This window comes from Amycolatopsis sp. NPDC104863 (genome assembly GCF_055582965.1).
The window spans coordinates 32,363-54,395 of the sequence record NZ_JBVJOW010000013.1; the positions used below are offsets into that span (position 1 = coordinate 32,363).

Consider the following 22,033-nt stretch of genomic DNA (forward strand, 5'->3'; position numbering starts at 1 on the left):
GCCGCCCCCCCTCTCCCCTCCCCCCCCCTCTCCCTCTCCCCCGCTCGTTTGCCCCCCCCCCCCCCCCCCCCCCCCCCCCCCCCCCCCCCCCCCCCCCGGCCGCGGCAGAGCTCAGAGCTTGACCGGGTACACCGGCTCGGGGATCTCCGGCTTGATCCGGTGCTCGACGAAGATGCCGTGCCACAGCATGAACACGATCAGCGCCCACAGCTGGCGGCTGCGGTCCAGCTGGCCCGCCTTGTGCTCCTCCAGCAGCGCCAGGATCGCCTTCTTGTCCAGCAGCTCCTCGGTGCGCGAGTCACTGATGATCCCGCGCGCCCAGTCGTACATCTCGTTGCGCAGCCACAGCCGGATCGGGACCGGGAAGCCGAGCTTGCGGCGGTTCAGCACGTGTGCCGGGATGATCTTGGCCAGCGCCTGGCGCAGCGCGTACTTCGTGGTGCCGTGCGCGAGCTTCTGGTCCAGCGGGATCGACGCCGCGACCTTGAACACCTCGGCGTCCAGGAACGGCACCCGCAGCTCCAGCGAGTTCGCCATGGTGACCTTGTCGGCCTTGACCAGGATGTCGCCGCGCAGCCACGTGTAGAGGTCGACGTGCTGCATGCGGGCCACCGGGTCCCAGCCGCGCGAGACGTCGTACCAGGGCGCCGTGACGTCCTTGAAGCCGATGCCTTCCTGGTACGTCTTCAGCACGTTGCGCAGCTGGTCGTCGCGGAAGTTGCGGGCGTTGCCGTAGTAGCGGTCCTCCAGCGGCAGCGCGCCGCGGCGCAGCAGGTCCTTGCCGCGGGTGCCCTCGGGGATCTTCGTCGACACCTTGCCGATCAGCTTCCGCATGCCGCCGGGGATCTTCTCGAACGGCGCCAGCGAGATCGGCTCGTTGTAGATCGTGTACCCGCCGAACAGCTCGTCCGCGCCCTCGCCGGACAGCACCGCCTTGACGTGCTTGCGGGCCTCGCGCGCGATGAACCACAGCGGCACGAGCGCCGGGTCGGCCACCGGGTCGTCGAGGTACCAGACGATGAGCGGCAGGACCTCCATCATCTCGTCCGCCGACACCGTGCGGACCACGTGCTTCACGCCGATCGCGGCGGCCGACTCGGCGGCGACGTCGACCTCGGAGTAGCCCTCGCGCTCGAACCCGGTGGTGAAGGCGATGAGGTTCGGGTTGTGCTCCTTGGCCAGCGTGGCGGTGGCCGTGGAGTCGATGCCGCCGGAGAGGAAGGCGCCGACGGTGACGTCCGGGTCCGAGATCATGTGCTTGCCGACCGAGTCGCGCATCACATCGGCGATGCGCTCGTACAGCGCTTCGGCCTCGGCCGGCCCGTTGACCGGCTTCGTCGCGAACTCCGGGTGGAAGTAGCGGGTGAACTTCACCTCACCGGCCGGGACGACCTCGAACGACGTCCCGGACTCGACGCGGCGGATCGCGGTGTGCAGCGACTCCGGCTCGGGCACGTACTGCAGGACCAGGTAGTGCTGCAGCGCCTTGCGGTCCAGCTCCTGCGCGACGCCGAGGGTGTCCGACAGCTCCAGCAGGCTCTTCTTCTCGCTGGAGAACGCCACCCCGCCGGGGCCGGCCGAGTAGAACAGCGGCTTGATCCCGAACGGGTCGCGGGCGCCGAAGACGCGCTTCTCCTGCGAGTCCCAGATCATGAAGGCGAACATGCCGCGCAGCCGCTTGACCCAGTCGGCGCCCAGGTAGTGGAACCCGGCGACGATCGCTTCGCCGTCACCCTCGGTCTCGAACTTCGCGCCGTGCTTCTCCGCGAGCTCGGCGCGCAGCTCCAGGTAGTTGTAGATCTCGCCGTTGAAGTTCATCGTGTACCGGCCCGGCGCCTCCGGCGGGCCCCACACCAGCGGCTGGTGCGCGTGCTCGACGTCGATGAAGGCGAGCCGGTTGAAGCCGTAGACGACCTCGGCGTCGGCCCACGTGTCCTGCTCGTCGGGGCCGCGGTGGCGCTGGCAGCGCATGGCCGCGCCGACGGCGTCACGCGCGTTCGCCGCACCGGTCTCGGTCGCGCAGATCAGTCCAAGCAGGCCGCACACGGGTACTCACACACCTTCACGGGTCTTCGCGGGGCTGGGAAGCGCCCAGTATGCCGGGCGGGCCGTGGCGAGGACCACGCGCGTCGACGGTTACCCCTTGGTCAGCGGACTCCGCCAACTCGGCTAGGCTCCGGCCTGTCACAAAGATCTGTCGTAGGAGGCTCTGGGTGAAAGGGCGAGGCGCAGTGGGAAAACCCGAGCGCACCCTGGGGAAGCGGACTCTGCGCGTAGCCGCGCTGGCCGTGCTGGTCGCGTTGACCGCGACGGGCTGCTCCGGCGACGAGATCCTGCGGTTCGGCTGGCCGGTCGGTGTCACCGAGCAGGCGAACGACATGCGCAACCTGTGGACCTGGACCGTGGTCGCGGCGCTGGTCGTCGGCGTCATCGTCTGGGCGCTGATCTTCTGGACCGCGACGTTCCACCGCAAGAAGAAGACGGCCGACGGCGAGCCGGAGGAGCTGCCCCGGCAGTTCCAGTACAACATCCCGCTGGAGATCTTCACCGTCGTCGTCCCGACGATCATGGTCTGCGTGCTGTTCGTCTTCACCTCGATGACGGAGGGCAAGGTCCTGGCGAAGGTCGCGAACCCGGACGTCAAGGTCCAGGTCGTGGCGTTCCAGTGGAACTGGGAGTTCAAGTACGAGGACCCCAGCGCCGCGAAGCCCGACGGCAGCGGCCAGGTCAGCACGGTCGGCTCGTCCGGCGAGATCCCGCTGCTGGTGCTGCCGGTCGGCAAGACGATCCAGTACGACCTGCTCTCGACCGACGTCATCCACTCCTTCTGGGTGCCCGAGTTCCACTTCAAGCGGGACGTCTTCCCGAACCCGGACAAGAACAACCAGAACAGTTCCTTCCAGAACAAGATCGACCGCGAGGGCTCCTTCGTCGGCCGGTGCGCGGAACTGTGCGGCACCTACCACTCGGTGATGAACTTCGAGGTCCGCGCGCTGTCCCCGGACAAGTACGACGCGTACATCGCGCTGCGCAAGCAGGTGAACCCGGCCACCGGCCAGACGTTCACCGCTTCCGAAGCCCTTACGAAGATGAACTGCGGCGAGCTGTGCACCCCGCACGCGGTCACCACCCAGCCGTTCAACACCGACCGCACGGCGCGGACCGCGTCCAACTGACACGCAGCCACACAGGGAGTAGGGAAAAGACCCATGAAGGTCGAAGCGCGCATCTTCTTCATCGTGGCGGTCTTCGCCGTGCTCATGGCGGGCGTGTACTGGGTGTGGGCCGTGTGGGACAAGGACTTCGGCGGCAGGCCGGAGCCGGTCGGCATCGTCGCGCTGATCCTGACCGGCGGTCTGGCGTTCCTCGCCGGCAGCTACATGCAGTTCGTGTCCCGGCGCATCGAACCGCGCCCGGAAGACCACGAGGACGCCGAGATCAGCGACGGCGCCGGTGAGGTGGGCTTCTTCAGCCCGGGCAGCTACTGGCCGGTCAGCATGGCGGCCACCGCCGCGCTCGCCGCGCTGGCGCTGGCGTTCTTCCACATCTGGCTGCTGGTCATCGCGCTGGTCGCGCTGCTGATCACGATCGGCGGCCTGGTGTTCGAATACCACACCGGACCGTCGCACCAGGACTGATCCGCAGACCGGACCGGCCGCCGCGCGCACGCGTGGCGGCCGGTTCCGCGTTCAGCCCCGGAACGCCGTCCGGTAGGACGACGGGCTCGTTCCGCGAAGCCGGGTGAACTGGTGCCGCAGCGCCGCCGCCGACGCGTACCCGCACGCCGTCGCGATGTCCTCCACCGACAGCCGGCCCTCCTCCAGCAGCGACTGGGCGCGGTCCAGCCGTCGCTCGGTCAGCCAGCGGTGCGGGGTCGTGCCCGTCGCCGCCGAGAACCGGCGGAGTAACGTCCGCTCGCCCAGCCCGCTGCGGCGGGCCAGCTCCGCCACCGTGAACGGCTGGTCCAGCCGTCGTTCGACCCACTCCAGGGCCTCCGCCACGACCGCGTCGTCGGCCGCCGCCGTGGCCGGGACCGGGGCCTGGACGAACTGGGCCTGACCGCCGGCCCGGTGCGGGGCCGCGACCATCCGCCGGGCGAGCGTCGTGGCCGCCGCGACCCCGCGCAGCCGGCGCACGAGGTGCAGGCACAGGTCGACCGCCGCCACCGTGCCCGCGCTGGTCAGGATGCCGCCGTCGTCGGCGTACAACGCCTGCGGGTCGACCGAAGCCGCCGGGAAGCGGGCGCGGAACTCCGTCTCGTAGACCCAGTGGACCGTGCAGCGCCGGCCGTCGAGCAGCCCGGCGTAGCCGAGGGTGAACACCCCCGCGCAGAACCCCGCGACCCACGCCCCGCGGCCCGCCGCGTCCCGCAGGACGTCCAGCACCGGCTCGGGCGGGGGCGCCGTCCTGGGCGCGCACGTCGGCACGATCAGCAGGTCGGCCGAAGCCGCGAAGTCGAGGCTTCGCAGCCCGGACAGCCCGAACCCCGACCAGCTGCTCACCGCGGAGCCGTCCGGTGAGCAGACGCCGAAGTCCCAGCCCTCGATGCCGTCGGCGGCGCGGTCGGTGCCGAACACCTCGCACGCGACCCCCAGCTCGAACGGCGAAACGCGGTCGGCGAGCACCACCGCGACCCGGTTGACGTCCATGGCCGCCAGCATGTCACAAGTTTTGCGGTCATTGTCATCTCTGACACTGGTCGACGTCGGCGAGCCGGACGAACCTGGTCGGCATGATGAACTCCGAAACCCGCCCGCTGCTGCAGTGGTCGGCGGCGATGGCGATGTCCGGCACGATCGGCGCGGTTGTCCTCGAGAGCGGCGCGGCCGCCCCGGCCGTCGCGTTCGCGCGCTGCTTCGTCGGCGGGGCGCTGCTGGTGCTCTGGTGCCTCTCCCGCGGCTGGCTGCAGGCCTGGCGGCCGTCGCGCCGCGACCTCGGGCTGGCCGTGCTGGGCGGGCTGTTCCTCGTCGGCAACTGGGTGCTGCTGTTCGCGTCCTACGCGCTGTCGTCGATCTCGGTCAGCACGGTCGTCTACCACACGCAGCCGCTGATCCTGGTCGGCCTGGCGGCCGCCTTCCTCGGCGAGAAGTTCGCCAAGAGCCACCTGGTCCGGGCCGGGATCGCGTTCGGCGGGGTCGCCTTGATCTCGCTGTCGGCGCACGGCGAGGACGGCAAGCCCGTGCAGCTCGCCGGGATCGGCCTGGCCCTCGGCGCGGCGCTGCTCTACGCCGGAGCGTCCTTCGTCGCGAAGCAGCTGAAGCACATCCGCCCGCACCTGCTCGCAGCCGTCCAGACGACGGTCGGCGCGGTCCTGCTCGCGCCGGTGCTGCTGGTGACGCCGCTGCCGTCGACGACGTCGGGGCTGCTGTGGCTGGTCCTGCTCGGCACGGTGCACACCGCCCTGATGTACGTGCTCATCTACGCCAGCATCGGCAAGCTGCCCACCACGACCGTGGCCTTGCTGTCCTACGTCTACCCGGTGGTCGCGGTGCTCGTGGACATCGCGTTCTACGGCCACCGCCCGACGTGGCCGGAGGCGCTGGGCATGCTCGCGGTGCTGGCCGCCGCCCTGGCGCCCCAGCGGCGGCCGGCGCCCGTGGCCGAGCCGCCGACGCCGGTTCGCCAAGGCTGATCAGCGGAAGGCGATCCAGCGGTCCAGCAGCGCCGCCGCGGCGCCCGAGTCGATCGCCTCCGCGGCCCGGGTGAGGCCCGCGCGCAGATCGTCCTCCAGGGACCCGGAGAAACCCGTGAACGCCGCCAGCGCCGCCGCCGCGTTGATCAGCACGGCGTCGCGGACCGGGCCCGCCTTGCCGGCCACCAGCGCGCGGACGACCTCGGCGTTCGCCGCCGCGTCGCCGCCGCGCAGGTCGTCGGCCGTCGCGCGGGGGACGCCCAGGTCGGCCGGGTCGAGGGTGCGCTCGGTGACCGTGCCGCCCGAGACCTGCCAGACCGACGTCGTGGTGGTCGTGGTGATCTCGTCGAGGCCGTCGTCGCCGCGCACGACCAGGGCCGTCGTGCCGCGCCGGGCGAACACCTCGGCCAGCACGCGGGTCTTGTCCGGGTACGCGCAGCCGATCAGCGCACTGCCCGGCTGGGCCGGGTTGGTCAGCGGGCCGAGCAGGTTGAACGTCGTCGGCACGCCGAGCTCGCTGCGCACCGGGCCGGCGTGGCGCAGCGCCGGGTGGAACGCCGAGGCCAGGAAGAACCCGACGCCGACCTCGGTGAGGCTGCGCTGGACGTCTTCCGGCGGCAGCGAGATCTGCACCCCGAGCGTCTCCAGGACGTCGGCCGCGCCGGACTTCGACGACGCGCTGCGGTTGCCGTGCTTGGCCACCGGCGCGCCCGCCGCGGCCGTGACGATCGTCGCCATGGTCGAGATGTTGACCGAGTTCGAGCCGTCGCCGCCGGTGCCGACGATGTCGACGGCCGGGCGGTCCAGTTCGACGCGGCGCGCGTGCGCCAGCATCGTCGCGGCCATGCCGGCGATCTCCGCGGGCGTCTCGCCCTTGGCGCGCAGCGCGACCGCGAACCCGGCGATCCGGGCCGGGCTCGCCGCGCCGCCCATGATCTGGTCCATCGCCCACGCCGTGTCGTCCTCGGAGAGGTCGACGCGGGCGATGAGCTGCTTGAGCAGCGGCGGCCAGGTGCGGGGGACCGGGGTGGCCACCGGGCTCAGCCGTTCACGACGGGGACCCGTCGCAGCACGTCGGCGACGGTCTCCGCGGCGGTCAGCGGGTCGAGCGGGTGCACCAGCACGGCGTCCGCCTGCGACCAGGTGGCCAGCCACCGGTCGTCCTTCCGCCGCACCGAAACCACGATCGGGGGACATTCGGCGATCTCGGCCTTCAGCTGCCGGCAGAGGCCGATCCCGCCGGTCGGCTGCGCTTCGCCGTCGAAGATCGCGAGGTCGACGTTGCCCGCGTCGACCTCGGACAGCACGTCGGCGATCCCGGCCGCCTCGATGTAGGTCACGCGGCCGAGGTCGGCGGCGGGCCGCCGGCCGACCGCGTTCACGATCGCCTCGCGCACCTCCGCCTTGTGGCTGAACACCAGAACCCGCATCGACTGCTCGGCCATTGAGCGCGCCTCCGTCTCGTCACCAGCTTGCCGACCGATCGTATCGGCCGAGACCGACATCACGCGGTCGGCTCCGGTTGGAGCGCGTCCCAGCCGAGCGCGTCGCCGCCCAGCCGCTGTGTGAGGCCGGCCATCCGGGACCGTTCCTGGGCGCAGTGGAGCGCGTCGAGCACCTGGACGCGCACCGCGAGCACCCGCGTCAGCTCCCCGTCGGGTGACTCTTCTCGCAGCTCGTAGCCGTCCTGGGCGAGGATCGACGCCGCCTCGGCCAGCCGGCCCGGCGGGAGCAGCAGGTGGTGCCGCAGGACGGCCGGCGCCGGGCTGACCCAGTCAGGTGAACCGGCGAGCACGGCGGAGTCCGCGACGACCGGGTCGAAGGCCTCGGCGACGATCTTCAACCCGGGCGTTCCAGGCGTCAGACCGGCGGTTTCGCCCTTCTTGACCAGGTCACGCAGCCGGTCGAGTAAACCCATGAGTAGCTCTCACCTTTCCGCCGTGCCGGTTTCGGGGAGTGTGATCGGCTCCGCACGCGACTTGCCGTGGACCCACCCGGCGGGACGGCGGTGCGGGAGGACATAATGCGACGCGTGACAACGGCAGCTCCCACCATCAGTCAGCGGGTCCACTCGCTGAACCGGCCGAACATGGTCAGTGTCGGCACCATCGTGTGGCTGTCCAGCGAGCTGATGTTCTTCGCCGGACTGTTCGCGATGTTCTTCACCGTCAAAGCGCAGAACGCCGTCGGCGAGACTTGGCCGCCGCGTCTGCACGGCGAAGAGTTCCACCTCAACGTGGCGTACGCGATCCCGTTCACGGTGATCCTCGTGCTGTCCTCGCTGACCTGCCAGTTCGGGGTGTTCGCCGCCGAACGCGGCGACGTCTACGGCCTGCGCCGCTGGTACATCGTCACGTTGATCATGGGCGCCATCTTCGTCGGCGGCCAGGCCAACGAGTACCACAACCTGGTCGAAGAGGGGTTGACGATCCCGTCCGGCCCGTTCGGCACGGTCTTCTACCTCGCCACCGGGTTCCACGGCCTGCACGTCATCGGCGGGCTCATCGCCTTCGTGTACCTGCTCATCCGCACGAAACTGAGCAAGTTCACGCCCGCCCAGGCCACGTCGGCGATCGTCGTGTCCTACTACTGGCACTTCGTCGACATCGTGTGGGTCGGCCTCTTCGGTGTGATCTACCTCCTTCCGTAGGTCCGCCCAGCCGCCACCACCTTCACCATCGGCCTGAACTGACAGCAAGGGTTGCCGCAAGATGACCACCAGCACCAAGTCCTCGGAGCGCCGCTACCGCGCGCGGTCGAAGCTGCGGAGGCGGTTCGCCGGCCTGCTCGCGCTCGGTATCGCGCTGGTGGGCGCCGGCGCCCTGTACGCCGTGTTCGCCCCCGAGCCGCAGACCGCGCAGGCCCAGGGCACGCCGGCGCAGCTGCGCCTCGGCGAGCAGACCTACAACAACACCTGCATCGCGTGCCACGGCGCGAACCTCGAAGGCGTGCAGGACCGCGGCCCGAGCCTGATCGGCATCGGCGACGCCGCGGTGTACTTCCAGACCTCTTCGGGCCGCATGCCCGCCGCGCGCCAGGAGGCGCAGGTCGAGCGGAAGCCGCCGAAGCTGACCGAGGCCCAGATCGACGCGGTCGGCGCCTACATCCAGGCGCACGGCGGCGGCGTGCAGCGTCCCGCGGAGAAGGGCGAGGCCCTGCGCGGGTCCGACCCGGCCCGCGGTGGCGAGCTGTTCCGCCTCAACTGCGCGTCGTGCCACAACTTCACCGGCCGCGGCGGCGCGCTGTCGGCGGGCAAGTACGCGCCGAACCTGGACCCGGCCAACGAAGAGCAGATCTACACGGCCATGCTCACCGGCCCCCAGAACATGCCGAAGTTCTCCGACCGGCAGCTGTCGCCGGAGGAGAAGAAGGACATCGTCGCCTACGTGAAGTCGGTGTCCGACGGCAACAATGACCCGGGTGGTAGCGGCCTCGGCGGGGTCGGCCCCGCTTCGGAGGGCGTCATCGCCTTTATCGTCGGGATCGCCGCGCTGATCGGCGTGACGTTGTGGATTGGATCGAAGGCATGAGTGCCGAGGGGCCTAAGCCGCCGTCCGAGGCGGAGCTGGCTGAGATGGACCGGGACCAGCTGGTCAAGCTGGGCGGCGCGCTCGACGGTGTCGAGATCGTCGAGTACCCGACGCCGTGGCCCGTGGAGGGCACCCGCGCGGAGAAGCGCGCCGAGCGCCTGGTGGCGTTCTGGTTCGGCCTGTCCGCGCTGGCCGGGCTCGGGTTCGTCGTCTCGCTCATCTGGTGGCCGTGGCAGTACGAGGCGCCGGACAACGAGAGCGGCCACTTCTGGTACAGCCTCTACACCCCGATGCTCGGCATCACGCTCGGCCTGGCCATCCTCGGCCTGGGCATCGGCGTGATCCTGTACACGAAGAAGTTCGTGCCCGCCGAGGTCGCGGTGCAGCAGCGCGGTGACGGCGAGGGCAAGGGGTCGGCCGAGGTCGACCGCCAGACGTTCATCGCGCACCTGGCCGACGCCGGCAACCGCAGCACCATCGCCCGCCGGTCGCTGATCAAGCGCTCGGCGATCGCCGGGGCCGGCACGCTGGGCCTCGCGGCCGCCGCGCTGCCGCTGGCGTCCTTCATCAAGAACCCGTGGAAGGACACCGAGGGCCGCGATTCGCTGTGGCACACCGGCTGGCAGCCGAACTTCCCGGGCGAGAAGGTCTACCTGCGCCGCAACACCGGCAAGCCGCTGGAAGAGGGCGAGAAGGTCAGCCTGGTCAAGGCCGAGGACCTCGACGCCGGCGCGATGGAGACGGTGTTCCCGTACCGCGACTCCGAGAAGGACAAGCCGGAGCTGCTCGCCGCGGCGCTGACCAGGGTCGACAACCCGGTCATGCTGATCCGCCTCCGCCCGACCGACGCCGCCAAGGTCGTCAAGCGGGCCGGCCAGGAGGACTACAACTTCGGCGACTACTACGCGTACACGAAGATCTGCAGCCACGTCGGTTGCCCGACCTCCCTGTACGAGCAGCGGACCAACCGCATCCTCTGCCCGTGCCACCAGTCGCAGTTCGACGCGCTCCACTACGCCAAGCCGATCTTCGGCCCGGCGACCCGTCCGCTGGCGCAACTACCGATCACAGTGGACGAAGAGGGATACTTGATCGCGCGAGGCGATTTCAACGAGGCCATCGGTCCGGCCTTTTGGGAGCGTAAGTCATGAGTTCACTCACCACGCCGACCAAGGGGTCGAGCCCGGTCGAGAAGGCGCTGGGCACCGCCGCGAACGACGCGGACCAGCGCTACCACGCGGCCAAGGGCCTGCGGCACCAGATGAACAAGGTCTTCCCGACGCACTGGTCGTTCCTGCTCGGCGAGATCGCGCTCTACAGCTTCATCATCCTGCTGCTCACCGGTGTGTACCTGACGCTGTTCTTCGACCCCTCCATGCAGGAGGTCGTCTACCACGGCAGCTTCAAGAACATGCAGGGCCTGGAGATGTCCCAGGCGTTCCGCACGACGCTGGACATCTCCTTCGACGTCCGCGGTGGGCTGTTCATGCGGCAGCTGCACCACTGGGCGGCGCTGATCTTCGTCGCGTCGATGGCCGTGCACATGCTGCGGATCTTCTTCACCGGCGCGTTCCGGCGCCCGCGTGAGGCCAACTGGGTGATCGGTGGCCTGCTGCTGATCCTCGGCTGCTTCGAGGGCTTCTTTGGTTATTCGCTGCCGGACGACCTGCTGTCCGGCACCGGTATCCGGGCGACGCTGTCAGGGATCGTGCTGTCGGTGCCGGTGGCCGGCACGTGGATCCACTGGGCGTTGTTCGGTGGGGAGTTCCCGGGCGATCAGATCATCCCGCGGTTGTACACGCTGCACATCCTGCTGCTGCCGGGGATCATGCTCGCGCTGGTCGGGGCGCACCTGGCGTTGGTGTGGTATCAGAAGCACACCCAGTTCCCGGGGGTGCGGCGCAAGGAGACCAACGTCGTCGGTGTGCGGATCATGCCGTACTTCGCGCTCAAGGGCGGGGCGTTCTTCACCCTGGTGATCGGGGTGCTGGCGCTGATGTCGGGGCTGTTCCAGATCAACCCGGTGTGGAACTTCGGCCCGTACAACCCGGCGCAGGTTTCCGCGGGCTCCCAGCCCGACTGGTACATGGCCTGGGCGGACGGCATGCTCCGGATCTGGCCCGCGTGGGAGGTCTACCTCGGGAACTACACGATCCCGGCGGTGTTCTTCCCCGGCGCGGTCGGCATGCCGATCCTGTTCGGCCTGTTCCTGACCTACCCGTTCCTCGAGCGGAAGCTGTCCAAGGACACCGCGCACCACAACCTGCTCCAGCGGCCCCGGGACGTCCCGGTCCGCACGGCGCTGGGCGCGATGGCGCTGGGCTTCTTCATGGTCATCGAGCTGTCGGGCTTCAACGACATCATCGCCGACCAGTTCGACATCTCGCTGAACGCGACGACCTGGGCGGGCCGCATCGGCGTCCTGCTCGTGCCGCCGATCGCCTACTACCTCACCTACCGGCTCTGCCTGGGCCTGCAGCGGGCCGACCGCGAGGTGCTGGAGCACGGCGTCGAGACGGGCATCATCAAACGGCTGCCGCACGGTGAGTTCATCGAGATCCACCAGCCGCTCGCCGGCGTCGACAGCCACGGCCACGCGATCCCGCTCGAGTACCAGGGCGCGTCCGTGCCGAAGAAGATGAACAAGCTGGGCTCGGCCGGTCAGGCCGTCCCGGGCACGTTCTGGTCGCCGGACCCGGCCGAGGAGACCGCCGCGCTGCAGCGGGCCCACGGCAACGGGCACGGCAACGGCCACTCGAACGGCAACGGGCAGCACGGCGAGATCGAGAGCGTCGAGACCGCCAAGGGCTCGGACCACTAGTTCCCGCAGACGACGAAGGCCACCTCCTCGGAGGTGGCCTTCGTTCGTTTCAGGCTTGGCCGCGAAGCCGGGTGACGGTCTTCTGTGCCCGTGAGACGCGCGTTGCGGGCTTCTTGGCCTCCGCCACCCACTGGACGTATTCACGCTTGTGCGAGGGCGGCAGGGCCTCGAACGCGGCCTTGGCGTCCGGCGCGGCCGCGAGGGCGTCGGTGAGCTCCTCGGGGAGCTCGCTCACTCTTCGGCGCCGATCGCGAAGGCCTGCTCGGTGTCGGCGCTCGAGTACGACCGGAACGCGATGTGCGTGACGGTGTCGAGCACCCCCGGCACCTTCCCGATCCGGCCGGGGATCAGGTCGGCGAGGTCCTCGTGCGCGGACACCTTCACCGTGGCGATGAGGTCGACGTCCCCGGCGCACGAGTAGACCTCGCCGACCCCGTCGATGTCGGCGATCGCCTGCGCCGCGTCCGGGATCGACTCCGCCTCTACCTGGATCAACACGATCGCGGTGATCACCTGGGTCCTCCAAGACTCGTCTGCGGGTGTCGCAGGCGATCCTAGGCGGCGGTGTTCGCCAGCCAGTGGTCAGCCAGGGCGCGGTCACCGGTGATCGTGACGCGCTCCGCCGGCAGCCGGCGGGTGAGGACCAGCAGCAGGTCCTGGACGGGCCCGGTCACCGTGACGTCGGCGGGGCTCGTCTCCCGGGTCCACCGGACCCCGCCGGGTTCGCGGGTGATCAGCCAGCCGGTGCCGTGCTTCGGGGCGAGCTGGAGGGTCTGGCCGGTGCCGTGCAGCTCGGTGAAGCCGGGCCGGAGGCTCGCGGTGACCGGGTCGGACAGCACCTCCAGCCACTCGCTGATCGCGTCGGCCGCCAGGTCCGGGGCCACTTCGACGGCGGTTCCGGTGGTGAGCGCCGCGTCGGCGTGGTGGATCGTGGTGTCGTGGAGCATCCGGCGCAGCCAGAACCTCGCCGGCTGCTCGCCGAAGAACGTCCAGACCGGGGTGTCCCCGGCGGCCAGGGCCGCCTCGGCGAGGTCGCCGGGACCGCGGCGGAGCCAGCCGGCCCAGGCGTCCGGGGTGTCGGGGTCGGCGTCGAACGGGTCCGGGACGGGCGACGGGCCGGAGCGGACGATGCCCGCGGCCCAGCGGTGGGCCTGGCCGATGTGGCCGACGAGCACCCGCAGCGGCCAGTCCGGGCAGGTGGGGACGCGGGCGGCCGGGTCGGCGCCGGCGACGGTGTCCGCGAACGCGGCGGTGCGGCCGAGCAGTGCCTCGGCGAGTCGTGCGCTGTTCATGGCCGTACCGTAGGAACTCCACCCGGCTGGAGGTTCGACCGAAGGTGACCGGAGACACACTCGGCATCGGCGACCTGGCGCGGCGCACGGGCGTGCCGGTCCGCACGATCCGGTTCTACTGCGACGAGGGGTTGCTGGAACCGGCCCGCAGCGTGGGCGGCCACCGCCGCTTCGAGCCCACGGCGATCGACCGGCTCACGTTGGTCCGCCGCCTGCGTGGCCTGGGGTTGGGCCTCCGCTCGATCACGGAGGTCCTCGCGGGCGCCCGGTCGTTGGCCGACGCCGTGGCCCTTGAGCGGGCCGCGTTGGACCGCGAAGTGGCGACGCTGGCCTGGCGCCGTTCGGTGCTTCGCGCGGTCGAAGAGGCGGCGCCGGCCGACCGCGCGGCCCGGCTCGAGCTGTTGTCGGTGGTGGAGGACGGGTTTTCCGCACACGAGACGTTGGTCCGCCTGTGGCACCCGATGGCGGCCGGCGGCGTCCCGGCCGACACGGTCCGGATGTTCCTGGACATCAGCGCGCCCCCACCGCCCGAGCAGCCGACAACGGCGCAGGTGGTGGCGTACGCGGAGCTGGTGTTGCTGGCGGCGGACGACGGGCTGGCGACGGGCCTGCGGGCGAGCACCCTGGTGGCCGGCGACCGGATCCCGGACCTGGCCGAGCTCCACGCCGAGGTCGCGGCGGCGTGCGAACTGGCGTTCCCTCTGGTGGCGGCGGGGGTGAGGCCGTCGCCGGGGGTGGCGTTGGACCGTTTTGTGGCGGCTCATGCGGCTTCGTTGGGCGAGGGGGATTCGGTGGAGTTTCGGCGGGCGCTGAACCGCCGGACTGCGGCGGATCGGACGCCGCGGTTGCGGCGGTATTGGAGTTTGGCGGGGGAGATCACCGGGGAAGCGGCGCCGATGGGGGTTACGCATACCTGGTTGCTGGATGCCTTGGACCGCTCGGTGAGCTGAGGTTCGCGAGCCGCGACCCTGCGCGAACCGGCGGGCCGATTGGTCGGCTTGGGAGGTTCGCCACCCGCGGTGACCGCCTTGCGAGCGGCAATTCGACGCTTGCGGGATGAAGGCAGCCCGATGGCCTGTTGTCGCCCCGCGCCGCGAATGGCCCGCGCGCGGATGCTGCCGCGGTGACCGCGCCTCGGCCGGGTCGGCCTTCTCGCGCCCCGCGTTCCGGGGATCGGCCGGTCGGCTGAGGAAACGCCGCTACCCGCGGTGTCGATCGCGCCGGCTCGGCAGCTGCGCTTGAGCGAGCGCCCCAAGACCGGCTCCAGCCCTGCCTCCGGCAAGCTCCGTCCGCGCGGTCTCCGGTGGGCGCGCTCGGGTCCAGACCTGCCGCAGGTGACCGCGCCTCGGCCGGATTGGCCTTTTCGCGCCCGCGTTCCGGGGGATCGGCCGAGGAAACTCCGCTGCCTCCTCAGCTCACGTGTTCCAGGGAATGCGCCTCCGCCACCAGGTCCAGCCACCCCCGCCACCCGGCCACCGCGGTCGGCTCCGCCCACGGCCGTGTGGTGCGCACCAGCCTCACCCCCGGCCGAGCCAACCAGCGCAGCAGCACCCCCACCTCCTCCGGCGGCGCCCCGTGCAGCGGCCCAGGCTCCGGCAGCACCGTCTCCGCCGACGCCACCAGCGCCTCCACCACCGGCATCGGCGGCACCCCGCGACGCGCCACCCCCGCCGAAGCCAGCCGCCCGTACCGGATCACCGCCAGCTCCCAGCCACCCCCGCCGTCCGGGCCCGCCGCGATCAGCTCGCCGATCGATGCCAGTGACCCCTGCCGGTGGGCCCTTCCCAACGCGCGGATCAGCCCCGCCAGCTCGTCCCGGTGCCGGGCCGCCTGCTCGAAGTGGCGGCCCTCCGCCAGGCGCTCCACCAGCGCGGCCGCCGTGTGCAACGGGCGGCCGTCCGAGCCCGCGATCAGCCCTGACACCGACTCCACCGCCGGGACGTACGCCTCCACGCTCTGCCGCCCCGCGCACGGCGCTCCGCAGCGCCCCAGCTCCGCCAGTACGCACGGGGTCCCGTTCGCCGTGCGGGGGGAGATCCGCTGGGTGCACGTCCGCAGTCCCGACGCCCCCGCCAGCGTGTCCGCGGTCGCGCGGGCGTCCGCCTGGTTGCGGAACGGGCCCAGCACCCCCGGCCGCGGCAGCCGGACCACCGACAGGCGGGGGAACGCCTCCTCCGTCAGCCCGATCCACCAGCCCTGGTGCCGGTTCTTCGACCGCCGGTTGTACGCGGGCCGGTGCGCCGCGATCAGCCGGAGCTCGCGGACCTCCGCCTCCAGCGAATGCGCGCACTCCACGTGGTCGACGCGCTCCGCCAGCGCGACCATCTCCCGGATCCGGCTGCGCCCCTCCGAGCCGGTGAAGTACGTCCGCACGCGCCGGCGCAGGTCCTTCGCCGTGCCGACGTACAGGACCTCCTCCTTCGGCCCCTTGAACAGGTAGACGCCCGGGGCCGACGGCAGGTCCGCCGCCAGGTGCCGCTTCGCGCGCTGGGCGACCGTCACCTCCGGCAGGTAGCTCATCAGCTCCTCGAGCGAATGCACCCCGAGGTTGCCGACGCGCTCCAGCAGGCCGTGGAGCACGTCGACGGTCGCGCGCGCGTCGTCCAGGGCCCGGTGGGTCGGGCGGGTCCGCGCGCCGAACAGCATCGCCAGCGCCGTCAGGTTGTAGCGGCCCACCTCGTCGCGCGGGACCACCCGCCGGGCCAGCCGGACCGTGCACACCACCGTCGCCTTCGGCCAGGCGTAACCGTGTCCTTCGCACGCCGCCCGCATGTGGGACGTGTCGAACCCCGAGTTGTGCGCCACCAGCACCGCACCCCCGATGAACTCGAGGAACGCCGGCAGCACCTCCTCGATCGGCGGCGCGTCGTAGACCATCAGCTGCGTGATGCCCGTCAGCGACACGATCTGCGGCGGGATCGGCATCCCCGGGTTCACCAGGGTCGCGAACTCGCCGAGCACCTCACCGCCGCGGACCTTCACCGCGCCGATCTCCGTGATGCCGCTCGGCCCGGGCGGGGCCCCGGTCGTCTCCAGGTCGAACACGACGAAAGTGGTGTCCCGCAAGGGAGTTCCGAGCTCGTCGAACGCGAGCTGTGCCTGGACCGAACGCATGTGCGAGACAGTAGAGGCGACCACCGACAGTTTCGGGCCGGGCACGCGCTACGAGTGGCGCGCGGGGCGGGATGCGGGGGCGGGGCCTACCCTGGACCAATGCACCCGCAGCCGCTCGTGCCGGAGCCGCCCGGGGACCCCGTGGGTCCCTCGGGTGTCGCGCCGCGCCCGGAGCCGGCCGACGGCCCTGTTCCCGACGGCGAGGGCGGGCACCCCGAGCCCGCCACCTGGCCGGCCCTGCCCGAACCCGTCCGCGACCGCATCGCCGAGCTGGCCGCGGCCGCCGTCGCGAAGCTGCCCGCCACCGACGTCCCGCGCCAGCTGCGGCCGGTCGCCAAGTTCGCCCCGGCCAAGCGGGCCAAGCTCGGCGGCGGCGCCCTGCTCACCTCGCTCGGCGAGTCTTCGCAGTTCCGGACCGCCGTCATCGAGTGGCTGCGCGAGCACCGCACGGACGCCCTCGACCCGAACGCCGGTGACTCCGTCGCCGCCGCGGCCGCCGCGGTCCTGCTCGGGGAGTCCGGCGCCGCCGGGCGCGTCCGGCTGGTCGCGAAGAACGCCGAGGAGAACGCGCTGCGCGCCGAGCGTGACGCCGCGCTCGCCCGCACCCAGCGCCTCGAAGCCGAGCTCGCCCAGGTCCGCGCCGAGCTCACGGAGGCCAAGCAGGTCGCCGAGAGCGCCCGGGGCGAGCGCGAAGGTGAAGTCGATAAACTTTTGAAGCGACTTCGCGAACAGGGCGTCCAGCTCCGCCAGGCCAAGGACGCGGCCCAGGCGGCCGCCACCGAGGCCGACCGCGGCAGCGCCGCCCACGTCGAGGAGATCGCGGCCCTCACCGCGCAGCTCGGCCGCGAACGCCAGCGCGTCGCGAACGAACGCGCCCGCGCCGAACGAGCCGTCGCCGACGCCGAGATCGCCCGGCAGTCCGCCCGCGAAGCCCGCGAGGCCGACGAAGTCCGCCTCGCCCTGCTGGTCGACACGATCGACGGCGCGGTCACCGGCCTCCGCCGCGAGCTCGCGCTCGGCGCCCGCGGAGCCCGGCCGGCGGACATGGTCCGCGGCGCCAGCGCCGGCACCGGCCAGGGCGGCAAGATCGCCGACGTGTCCACCCTGGACCGTTACCTCGCGCTGCCCAACGTGCACCTGATCGTCGACGGCTACAACGTCACGAAGACCGGCTACCCCGAGCTCGCGCTGGCCGACCAGCGCGACCGGCTGATCCACCAGCTGTCCGCGCTGGCGGCCCGCACCTCGGCCGAGGTGACGGTCGTCTTCGACGGCGCGGGTGTGCTTTCGGTCCCGGCTTCGGTGCCCCGCGGGGTGCGGGTGCTGTTCTCCGACCGCGGGGTCCTCGCCGACGACGTGATCCGCAACCTCGTCGCGGCCGAGCCCGCCGGCCGGCCGATGGTGGTGGCCACTTCGGACCGTGCCGTGGCGGACTCGGTCCGCGGCGGCGGGGCCCACCCGACGCCGTCCGCGGTGCTGGTCAACCGCCTCAGCCGGGTCTGACCGCCGGAAACTGTCGGTGGTGGCGCCTACCGTCCTCCTCGAAGCAGTTCCGACGTGAGGAGGACCACATGGCCGACACCCCCGAGCTGTCCGAAGTGGACGTCTCGCACATTTCGGTTTCCGACATCGAGAACGTGGTGGTCGACTGCGACCGCTGCGTCGTGCGCGGCATCTCCTGCCACGACTGCGTCGTGAGCGTGCTGCTCGGCGCGCCGCCCGCCGTCGTGTGGGACGCCGACGAGCGCCGCGCCGTGGACGCGCTGGCCGAGGCGGGGATGGTGCCGCGGCTGCGCCTGGTCGAGGGACCGGTCGGGTGGACCGCCTGACACGCCCGTTTCGTGTCGGCGCGCCGAATGGTCGATCGGATCGGGTGAACGGTAGGTAGTCGAAACGGCCTCCGGAGAAACCCCAGCGTGTAACACCCGTCACAGCATTTCTCCCTCGCTGGTCCGATGGTGTTTCGGGGCGCTACGCAGAGTTTTTGGCCGGGGGGTGGTGGACGCGGTGGCGGTCTTTTCGTAACCTGTCCGAGATCTCGTGGCCCCCGGCCGTCGAACCAGGCGGCGACGCGAGATCGCCGCCGGACGCAGCTTTGTCGGGAAGCTGGGAACCGGAACCACCCATCGCGCGCTTCACCTGTTGCGGGAGAACGCGTGCGGTCGGCGGGACAAGCGGCGAAGAGGAACCCCCGACCTCTTCGAGCCCCGGTCCCCGACGGCGGCCGAGACGCAAAGGAGACCCGCGCGACCGTGCAGTCGCATCCAGTCAGGCGCGTGGTGTCAGGTGCCCTCGCGGCGGCTTCGGTGATCACCCTCGTCACCCTCGCCCAGCCGACGGCCACCGCCGCCCCAGTCCCCGTCCTCCAGGCCCCGCCCACCGGCTCGGACGCCCTTGCCCAGTACCGCGACCTCGCGGCGCAGGCCGAGAAGCTCAACGAAGACCTGCTCAAGGCCCAGGACGACCTGAAGGCCAAGCAGGGCGAGCTCGACAAGGCCACCAACGACGTCAACGCGGCGAAGGGCCTGGCCACCCAGGCGAGTGAGAACCAGAAGAAGTACCAGACCGAGGTCGACAAGTTCGCCGGCGCGTCGTTCACCAGCGGCGTCCAGCTGAACAAGCTCTCGGCCCTGCTGGCCGGCACGTCCACGCAGGACTTCCTGGACCGCTCTTCGGCGCTCGAGGTCATCGCGACCGAGAAGAACGGCGCGATGGGCAACCTCACCGGCGCCGTCCGCCAGGCCACCGATGCCACGAACAAGGCCACCGACGCGGCGAAGCGGGCGACCGACGCCCGTGACGCGGCGGCGAAGCTGACCGAAGACATCAAGGCCAAGCAGAAGACGCTCAACGACCAGATCGACCAGCTCAAGGCGGCCAACAAGAGCCTGAGCGCCCTCGACAAGGCCTCGCAGCGCGACACCGGCTCGGCGCCTCCCGGGCTCGCGGCCCCCACCGCGGCCGCCCAGAAGGCCCTCGACGCGGCGCTGAGCAAGCTCGGCAGCCCGTACGGCTGGGGCGACACCGGGCCCAGCTCGTTCGACTGCTCGGGCCTGATGCTGTGGGCCTACAAGCAGGCCGGTCTCACCCTGCCGCGGTCGAGCCGCGAGCAGTCCACCTTCGGCGCCGCGGTGCCGCGGGACCAGCTGCAGCCGGGCGACCTCGTGTTCTACTACTCGCCCGTTTCGCACGTCGGCATGTACGTCGGCAACGGCAAGATGGTGCACGCGCCCGACACCGGTGACGTCGTGAAGATTTCGCCGCTGCAGAGCCAGTACGCGGGAGCGCGTCGCCCGACTTCGTGACCCTCGCAGCATTTCGCAGGGGCGGTACCGCACACGCGGTGCCGCCCCTGCGGTATTAGCCGGGGCCGCTAGCCTCTGGGGCGTGCTCAAGACCCTCCTCGTGACCAACGACTTCCCGCCGCGGCCCGGGGGGATCCAGAACTACCTGAACTCCCTCGCCACCCGGCTGCCGGCGGACGACCTGGTCGTCTACGCGCCGTCGTGGGAGTCGCGGACGGGGTCGCACGAGGAGTTCGACGCCGAGGCGCCGTTCGAGGTCGTCCGGCACCCGACGTCGCTGATGCTGCCGACGCCGGACGTGCTTCGCCGGGCGAAGCAGATCATGCGCGCACGGGACTGCGAAGCCGTCTGGTTCGGCGCTGCCGCGCCACTGGCGCTGCTGGGGCACTCTCTGCGTCAGGCAGGCGCGCGACGCGTCGTGGCGTCCACGCACGGCCACGAAGTCGGCTGGTCGATGCTCCCGGGCTCGCGCCAGGCCTTGCGGCGCATCGGCGACACCGTGGACGTCGTCACCTACGTCAGCCGCTACACCCGCGGCCGGTTCGCCGCCGCGTTCGGTCCGATGGCGGGGCTGGAGCTGCTGCCGTCCGGAGTGGACCCCGAGATGTACAAACCGGACCCCGCGGGCCGCGCGGAAATCCGCGCCCGCCACGGCCTCGGGGACCGGCCGACCGTGGTGTGCGTGTCCCGGCTGGTCCCGCGCAAGGGCCAGGACCAGCTGATCCGGGCGCTGCCGGCCATCCGCCGCCGGGTCCCCGACGCGGCGCTGCTCATCGTCGGCGGCGGCCCGTACCGCAAGACGCTCGCCGGGCTGGTCACCGAGCTGGGCCTGGAGCGCGACGTCGTGCTCACCGGGTCGGTCCCGTGGGCGGAGCTGTCGGCGCACTACGCCGCGGGAGACGTCTTCGCGATGCCGGCCCGCACCCGCGGAAAGGGCCTCGACGTCGAGGGGCTCGGCATCGTCTACCTGGAGGCCTCGGCGACCGGCCTGCCGGTGGTGGCGGGCAACTCCGGCGGCGCGCCCGAGGCGGTGCTCGACGAGGTCACCGGGCACGTCGTCGAGGGCCGGGACGTCGGCCAGCTCGGCGAAACCGTCGCGAGCCTGCTCGCGGACCCCGTGCGCGCGCGCCGGATGGGCGCGGCGGGCCGGGAGTGGGTGACGGCGAACTGGCGGTGGGACGTCATGGCCGGGCGGCTGTCCGGGCTGCTGGACGGCGACCCGGTGGCCGTCGTCCGCTAAGGCGTGTAGAGCGCCGGGTGCCGCGGATCGTCGACGCGGACGACGACGTCGGCGAGCGAGCTCGGGTCCACCTCCTCCTCGTAGCGCTCGTACGCCGGGAGCGCCCAGGCGTCCGGCACGCGGCGGCGCAGGGCGGCGGGGGAGAGCCACAGGTGCACGGCCAGGTCGAAGGCCAGGCCGGCGCCCAGCAGCAGCTCACCGTCGAGGAGCACGACGCCGCCTTCGGGGACCGGCACGCGCTCGGCCCGGGTCGCGCGGTCGCGTCCGGCGTCCCACAGTGAGGGCAGGACCTCGCCGGAACCGCCGTCGGCCAGCGGTTCGAGCACTTCGCGGCGGAGGGCGCCGAGGTCGAGCCAGTCGGTGTAGCGGGCGTCGGGGTTGGTGCGGCCGTGCTCGAAACGCAGGGACGCGGGGCGCAGGAAGTCGCCCGCGGACACCCGCAGGGTCGCGTGGCCGCGCAGGCGCAGCGGGTCGACCAGGGCGTTCGCGAGTTCTGTGGTTTCCGTCGCACCCGCCGCACCGTCGACGGCGACGGCGATCCGGCGCCGCCCGGTGAGCGCGTCGACGCGTTCGGTCAGTTCTTCGGCCAGGACGGCGGGGGAGATCGGGCGGTAGCGCACGGTTCCCGATCCTGCACCCGGACCGGGGACGGTTTCCGTCGTACCCCGGTGGGAGGATGGCGGCATGACTTCTTCAGTGGGGAAGACGGCCGATGTCGGTTGGGAGATAGGCGTTTCACGCACCGTGCCGTACCCGGGCGCGGACGTCTGGGACTTCCTGGTCAGCCGCGAGGGGGTCGCGATCTGGCTCGGTCCCGGGGTCGAGCTGCCGCGGGAGAAGGGCGCGGAGTACGAGACGGCGAACGGCACGGTCGGCGAGATCCGCAGCTTCGTCGAGGGTGACCGGGTGCGGCTCACCTGGCGGCCGAGCGACTGGGACCACGACTCGACCGTGCAGGTGCGGCTGAGCGCGTCGGGCGTCAAGACCAAGCTCGTCTTCCACCAGGAATGGCTTGCGGACGCGGAAGAGCGCGAGGAACAACGGGCATACTGGCAGGACGTGACCGAGCGCGTGGTGGCGGCACTCGCCGAGCGCTGAG

The 22,033-nt window shown here is 71.6% G+C and carries 23 protein-coding genes; 13 read left to right on the top strand and 10 right to left on the bottom strand.

Going from position 1 to position 22,033, the window contains the following annotated elements; genetic code table 11:
- Nucleotides 1-111: 111 nt before the first annotated feature.
- Nucleotides 112-2,046, bottom strand: coding sequence for an asparagine synthase (glutamine-hydrolyzing) (asnB, locus tag ACZ63J_RS46730; RefSeq protein WP_465308160.1), 1,935 nt, complete (start codon nucleotides 2,044-2,046; stop codon nucleotides 112-114).
- Between the two features lie 185 nt (nucleotides 2,047-2,231).
- On the opposite strand from asnB, the gene ctaC reads away from it, so the two are divergent.
- Both ctaC and ACZ63J_RS46740 read left to right on the top strand, forming a co-directional pair.
- Nucleotides 2,232-3,176: an aa3-type cytochrome oxidase subunit II gene (ctaC, locus tag ACZ63J_RS46735; protein WP_465342020.1), complete on the top strand. Its 945-nt coding sequence runs from the start codon at nucleotides 2,232-2,234 to the stop codon at nucleotides 3,174-3,176.
- A 33-nt stretch (nucleotides 3,177-3,209) separates the two neighbouring features.
- The gene (locus ACZ63J_RS46740) at nucleotides 3,210-3,638 is read left to right on the top strand and encodes a cytochrome c oxidase subunit 4 (protein ID WP_465308156.1); all 429 of its coding nucleotides are present in this window, start codon (nucleotides 3,210-3,212) and stop codon (nucleotides 3,636-3,638) included.
- Between the two features lie 51 nt (nucleotides 3,639-3,689).
- On the opposite strand, the gene ACZ63J_RS46745 is transcribed toward ACZ63J_RS46740, so the two are convergent.
- Nucleotides 3,690-4,649, bottom strand: coding sequence for a GlxA family transcriptional regulator (locus ACZ63J_RS46745; protein WP_465408409.1), 960 nt, complete (start codon nucleotides 4,647-4,649; stop codon nucleotides 3,690-3,692).
- Between the two features lie 83 nt (nucleotides 4,650-4,732).
- Here ACZ63J_RS46745 and ACZ63J_RS46750 point away from each other — a divergent pair, with 83 nt between their 5' ends.
- Nucleotides 4,733-5,632, top strand: a complete 900-nt coding sequence (locus ACZ63J_RS46750) for a DMT family transporter (RefSeq protein WP_465408384.1) — start codon at nucleotides 4,733-4,735, stop codon at nucleotides 5,630-5,632.
- Here ACZ63J_RS46750 and trpD read toward each other — a convergent pair whose 3' ends face one another.
- From trpD to ACZ63J_RS46765, 3 genes are read right to left on the bottom strand one after another with little or no spacing between them, the layout of a single operon-like run.
- On the bottom strand, nucleotides 5,633-6,667 hold the full coding sequence (gene trpD, locus ACZ63J_RS46755) for an anthranilate phosphoribosyltransferase (protein ID WP_465342022.1): 1,035 nt from the start codon (nucleotides 6,665-6,667) through the stop codon (nucleotides 5,633-5,635).
- Nucleotides 6,668-6,672: 5 nt separating this feature from the next.
- On the bottom strand, nucleotides 6,673-7,077 hold the full coding sequence (locus ACZ63J_RS46760) for a hypothetical protein (RefSeq protein WP_465308292.1): 405 nt from the start codon (nucleotides 7,075-7,077) through the stop codon (nucleotides 6,673-6,675).
- 59 nt (nucleotides 7,078-7,136) lie between these two features.
- Complete coding sequence (locus ACZ63J_RS46765) at nucleotides 7,137-7,550, bottom strand: hypothetical protein (protein ID WP_465408386.1); 414 nt, start codon at nucleotides 7,548-7,550, stop codon at nucleotides 7,137-7,139.
- Nucleotides 7,551-7,655: 105 nt separating this feature from the next.
- Between ACZ63J_RS46765 and ctaE the strand changes: the two genes are divergently transcribed.
- The 4 genes from ctaE to qcrB all read left to right on the top strand — a co-directional run bounded on the left by ctaE (nucleotide 7,656) and on the right by qcrB (nucleotide 11,983).
- Nucleotides 7,656-8,282: an aa3-type cytochrome oxidase subunit III gene (gene ctaE, locus ACZ63J_RS46770; RefSeq protein ID WP_465342024.1), complete on the top strand. Its 627-nt coding sequence runs from the start codon at nucleotides 7,656-7,658 to the stop codon at nucleotides 8,280-8,282.
- A gap of 61 nt (nucleotides 8,283-8,343) precedes the next feature.
- Nucleotides 8,344-9,162, top strand: coding sequence for a cytochrome bc1 complex diheme cytochrome c subunit (qcrC, locus tag ACZ63J_RS46775; RefSeq protein WP_465408388.1), 819 nt, complete (start codon nucleotides 8,344-8,346; stop codon nucleotides 9,160-9,162).
- Complete coding sequence (qcrA, locus tag ACZ63J_RS46780) at nucleotides 9,159-10,313, top strand: cytochrome bc1 complex Rieske iron-sulfur subunit (protein ID WP_465342026.1); 1,155 nt, start codon at nucleotides 9,159-9,161, stop codon at nucleotides 10,311-10,313. The genes qcrC and qcrA overlap by 4 nt, the downstream gene beginning before the upstream one ends.
- Complete coding sequence (gene qcrB, locus ACZ63J_RS46785) at nucleotides 10,310-11,983, top strand: cytochrome bc1 complex cytochrome b subunit (RefSeq protein WP_465308142.1); 1,674 nt, start codon at nucleotides 10,310-10,312, stop codon at nucleotides 11,981-11,983. Before qcrA ends, qcrB begins: the two co-directional genes overlap by 4 nt.
- A 49-nt stretch (nucleotides 11,984-12,032) precedes the next feature.
- Here the strand turns inward: qcrB and ACZ63J_RS46790 are convergent, their stop codons facing one another.
- Genes ACZ63J_RS46790 through ACZ63J_RS46800 form a run of 3 tightly spaced genes read right to left on the bottom strand, consistent with a single transcriptional unit; the run spans nucleotide 12,033 to nucleotide 13,275 of the window.
- A complete protein-coding gene (locus ACZ63J_RS46790) occupies nucleotides 12,033-12,218 on the bottom strand; it encodes a YdeI/OmpD-associated family protein (protein WP_465408389.1) in 186 nt (61 codons plus the stop codon).
- Entirely contained in the window at nucleotides 12,215-12,496 is a 282-nt protein-coding gene (locus ACZ63J_RS46795) for an Lrp/AsnC family transcriptional regulator (protein WP_465408391.1), read from the bottom strand. The genes ACZ63J_RS46790 and ACZ63J_RS46795 overlap by 4 nt, the downstream gene beginning before the upstream one ends.
- A gap of 41 nt (nucleotides 12,497-12,537) precedes the next feature.
- Nucleotides 12,538-13,275 (bottom strand): maleylpyruvate isomerase family mycothiol-dependent enzyme, encoded by a 738-nt coding sequence (locus ACZ63J_RS46800; protein WP_465408393.1) that lies wholly within the window; start codon nucleotides 13,273-13,275, stop codon nucleotides 12,538-12,540.
- Between the two features lie 44 nt (nucleotides 13,276-13,319).
- On the opposite strand from ACZ63J_RS46800, the gene ACZ63J_RS46805 reads away from it, so the two are divergent.
- On the top strand, nucleotides 13,320-14,225 hold the full coding sequence (locus tag ACZ63J_RS46805; RefSeq protein ID WP_465408395.1) for a MerR family transcriptional regulator: 906 nt from the start codon (nucleotides 13,320-13,322) through the stop codon (nucleotides 14,223-14,225).
- Between the two features lie 460 nt (nucleotides 14,226-14,685).
- On the opposite strand, the gene ACZ63J_RS46810 is transcribed toward ACZ63J_RS46805, so the two are convergent.
- Nucleotides 14,686-16,389: a DEDD exonuclease domain-containing protein gene (locus ACZ63J_RS46810; protein ID WP_465342028.1), complete on the bottom strand. Its 1,704-nt coding sequence runs from the start codon at nucleotides 16,387-16,389 to the stop codon at nucleotides 14,686-14,688.
- 99 nt (nucleotides 16,390-16,488) lie between these two features.
- Between ACZ63J_RS46810 and ACZ63J_RS46815 the strand changes: the two genes are divergently transcribed.
- The 4 genes from ACZ63J_RS46815 to ACZ63J_RS46830 all read left to right on the top strand — a co-directional run bounded on the left by ACZ63J_RS46815 (nucleotide 16,489) and on the right by ACZ63J_RS46830 (nucleotide 20,934).
- Entirely contained in the window at nucleotides 16,489-17,892 is a 1,404-nt protein-coding gene (locus tag ACZ63J_RS46815; protein ID WP_465408397.1) for an NYN domain-containing protein, read from the top strand.
- 68 nt (nucleotides 17,893-17,960) lie between these two features.
- A complete protein-coding gene (locus ACZ63J_RS46820; RefSeq protein WP_465308130.1) occupies nucleotides 17,961-18,218 on the top strand; it encodes a hypothetical protein in 258 nt (85 codons plus the stop codon).
- A 423-nt stretch (nucleotides 18,219-18,641) separates the two neighbouring features.
- The gene (locus tag ACZ63J_RS46825; RefSeq protein WP_465308128.1) at nucleotides 18,642-19,694 is read left to right on the top strand and encodes a C40 family peptidase; all 1,053 of its coding nucleotides are present in this window, start codon (nucleotides 18,642-18,644) and stop codon (nucleotides 19,692-19,694) included.
- A gap of 82 nt (nucleotides 19,695-19,776) precedes the next feature.
- Nucleotides 19,777-20,934, top strand: coding sequence for a glycosyltransferase family 4 protein (locus tag ACZ63J_RS46830; RefSeq protein ID WP_465408399.1), 1,158 nt, complete (start codon nucleotides 19,777-19,779; stop codon nucleotides 20,932-20,934).
- Here ACZ63J_RS46830 and ACZ63J_RS46835 read toward each other — a convergent pair.
- Entirely contained in the window at nucleotides 20,931-21,554 is a 624-nt protein-coding gene (locus ACZ63J_RS46835) for a nucleoside/nucleotide kinase family protein (protein ID WP_465308124.1), read from the bottom strand. The two genes, ACZ63J_RS46830 and ACZ63J_RS46835, sit on opposite strands and share 4 nt — an antisense overlap.
- Before the next feature lie 64 nt (nucleotides 21,555-21,618).
- Between ACZ63J_RS46835 and ACZ63J_RS46840 the strand changes: the two genes are divergently transcribed.
- Nucleotides 21,619-22,032 (top strand): SRPBCC family protein, encoded by a 414-nt coding sequence (locus tag ACZ63J_RS46840; RefSeq protein ID WP_465308123.1) that lies wholly within the window; start codon nucleotides 21,619-21,621, stop codon nucleotides 22,030-22,032.
- Nucleotide 22,033: the final 1 nt, after the last annotated feature.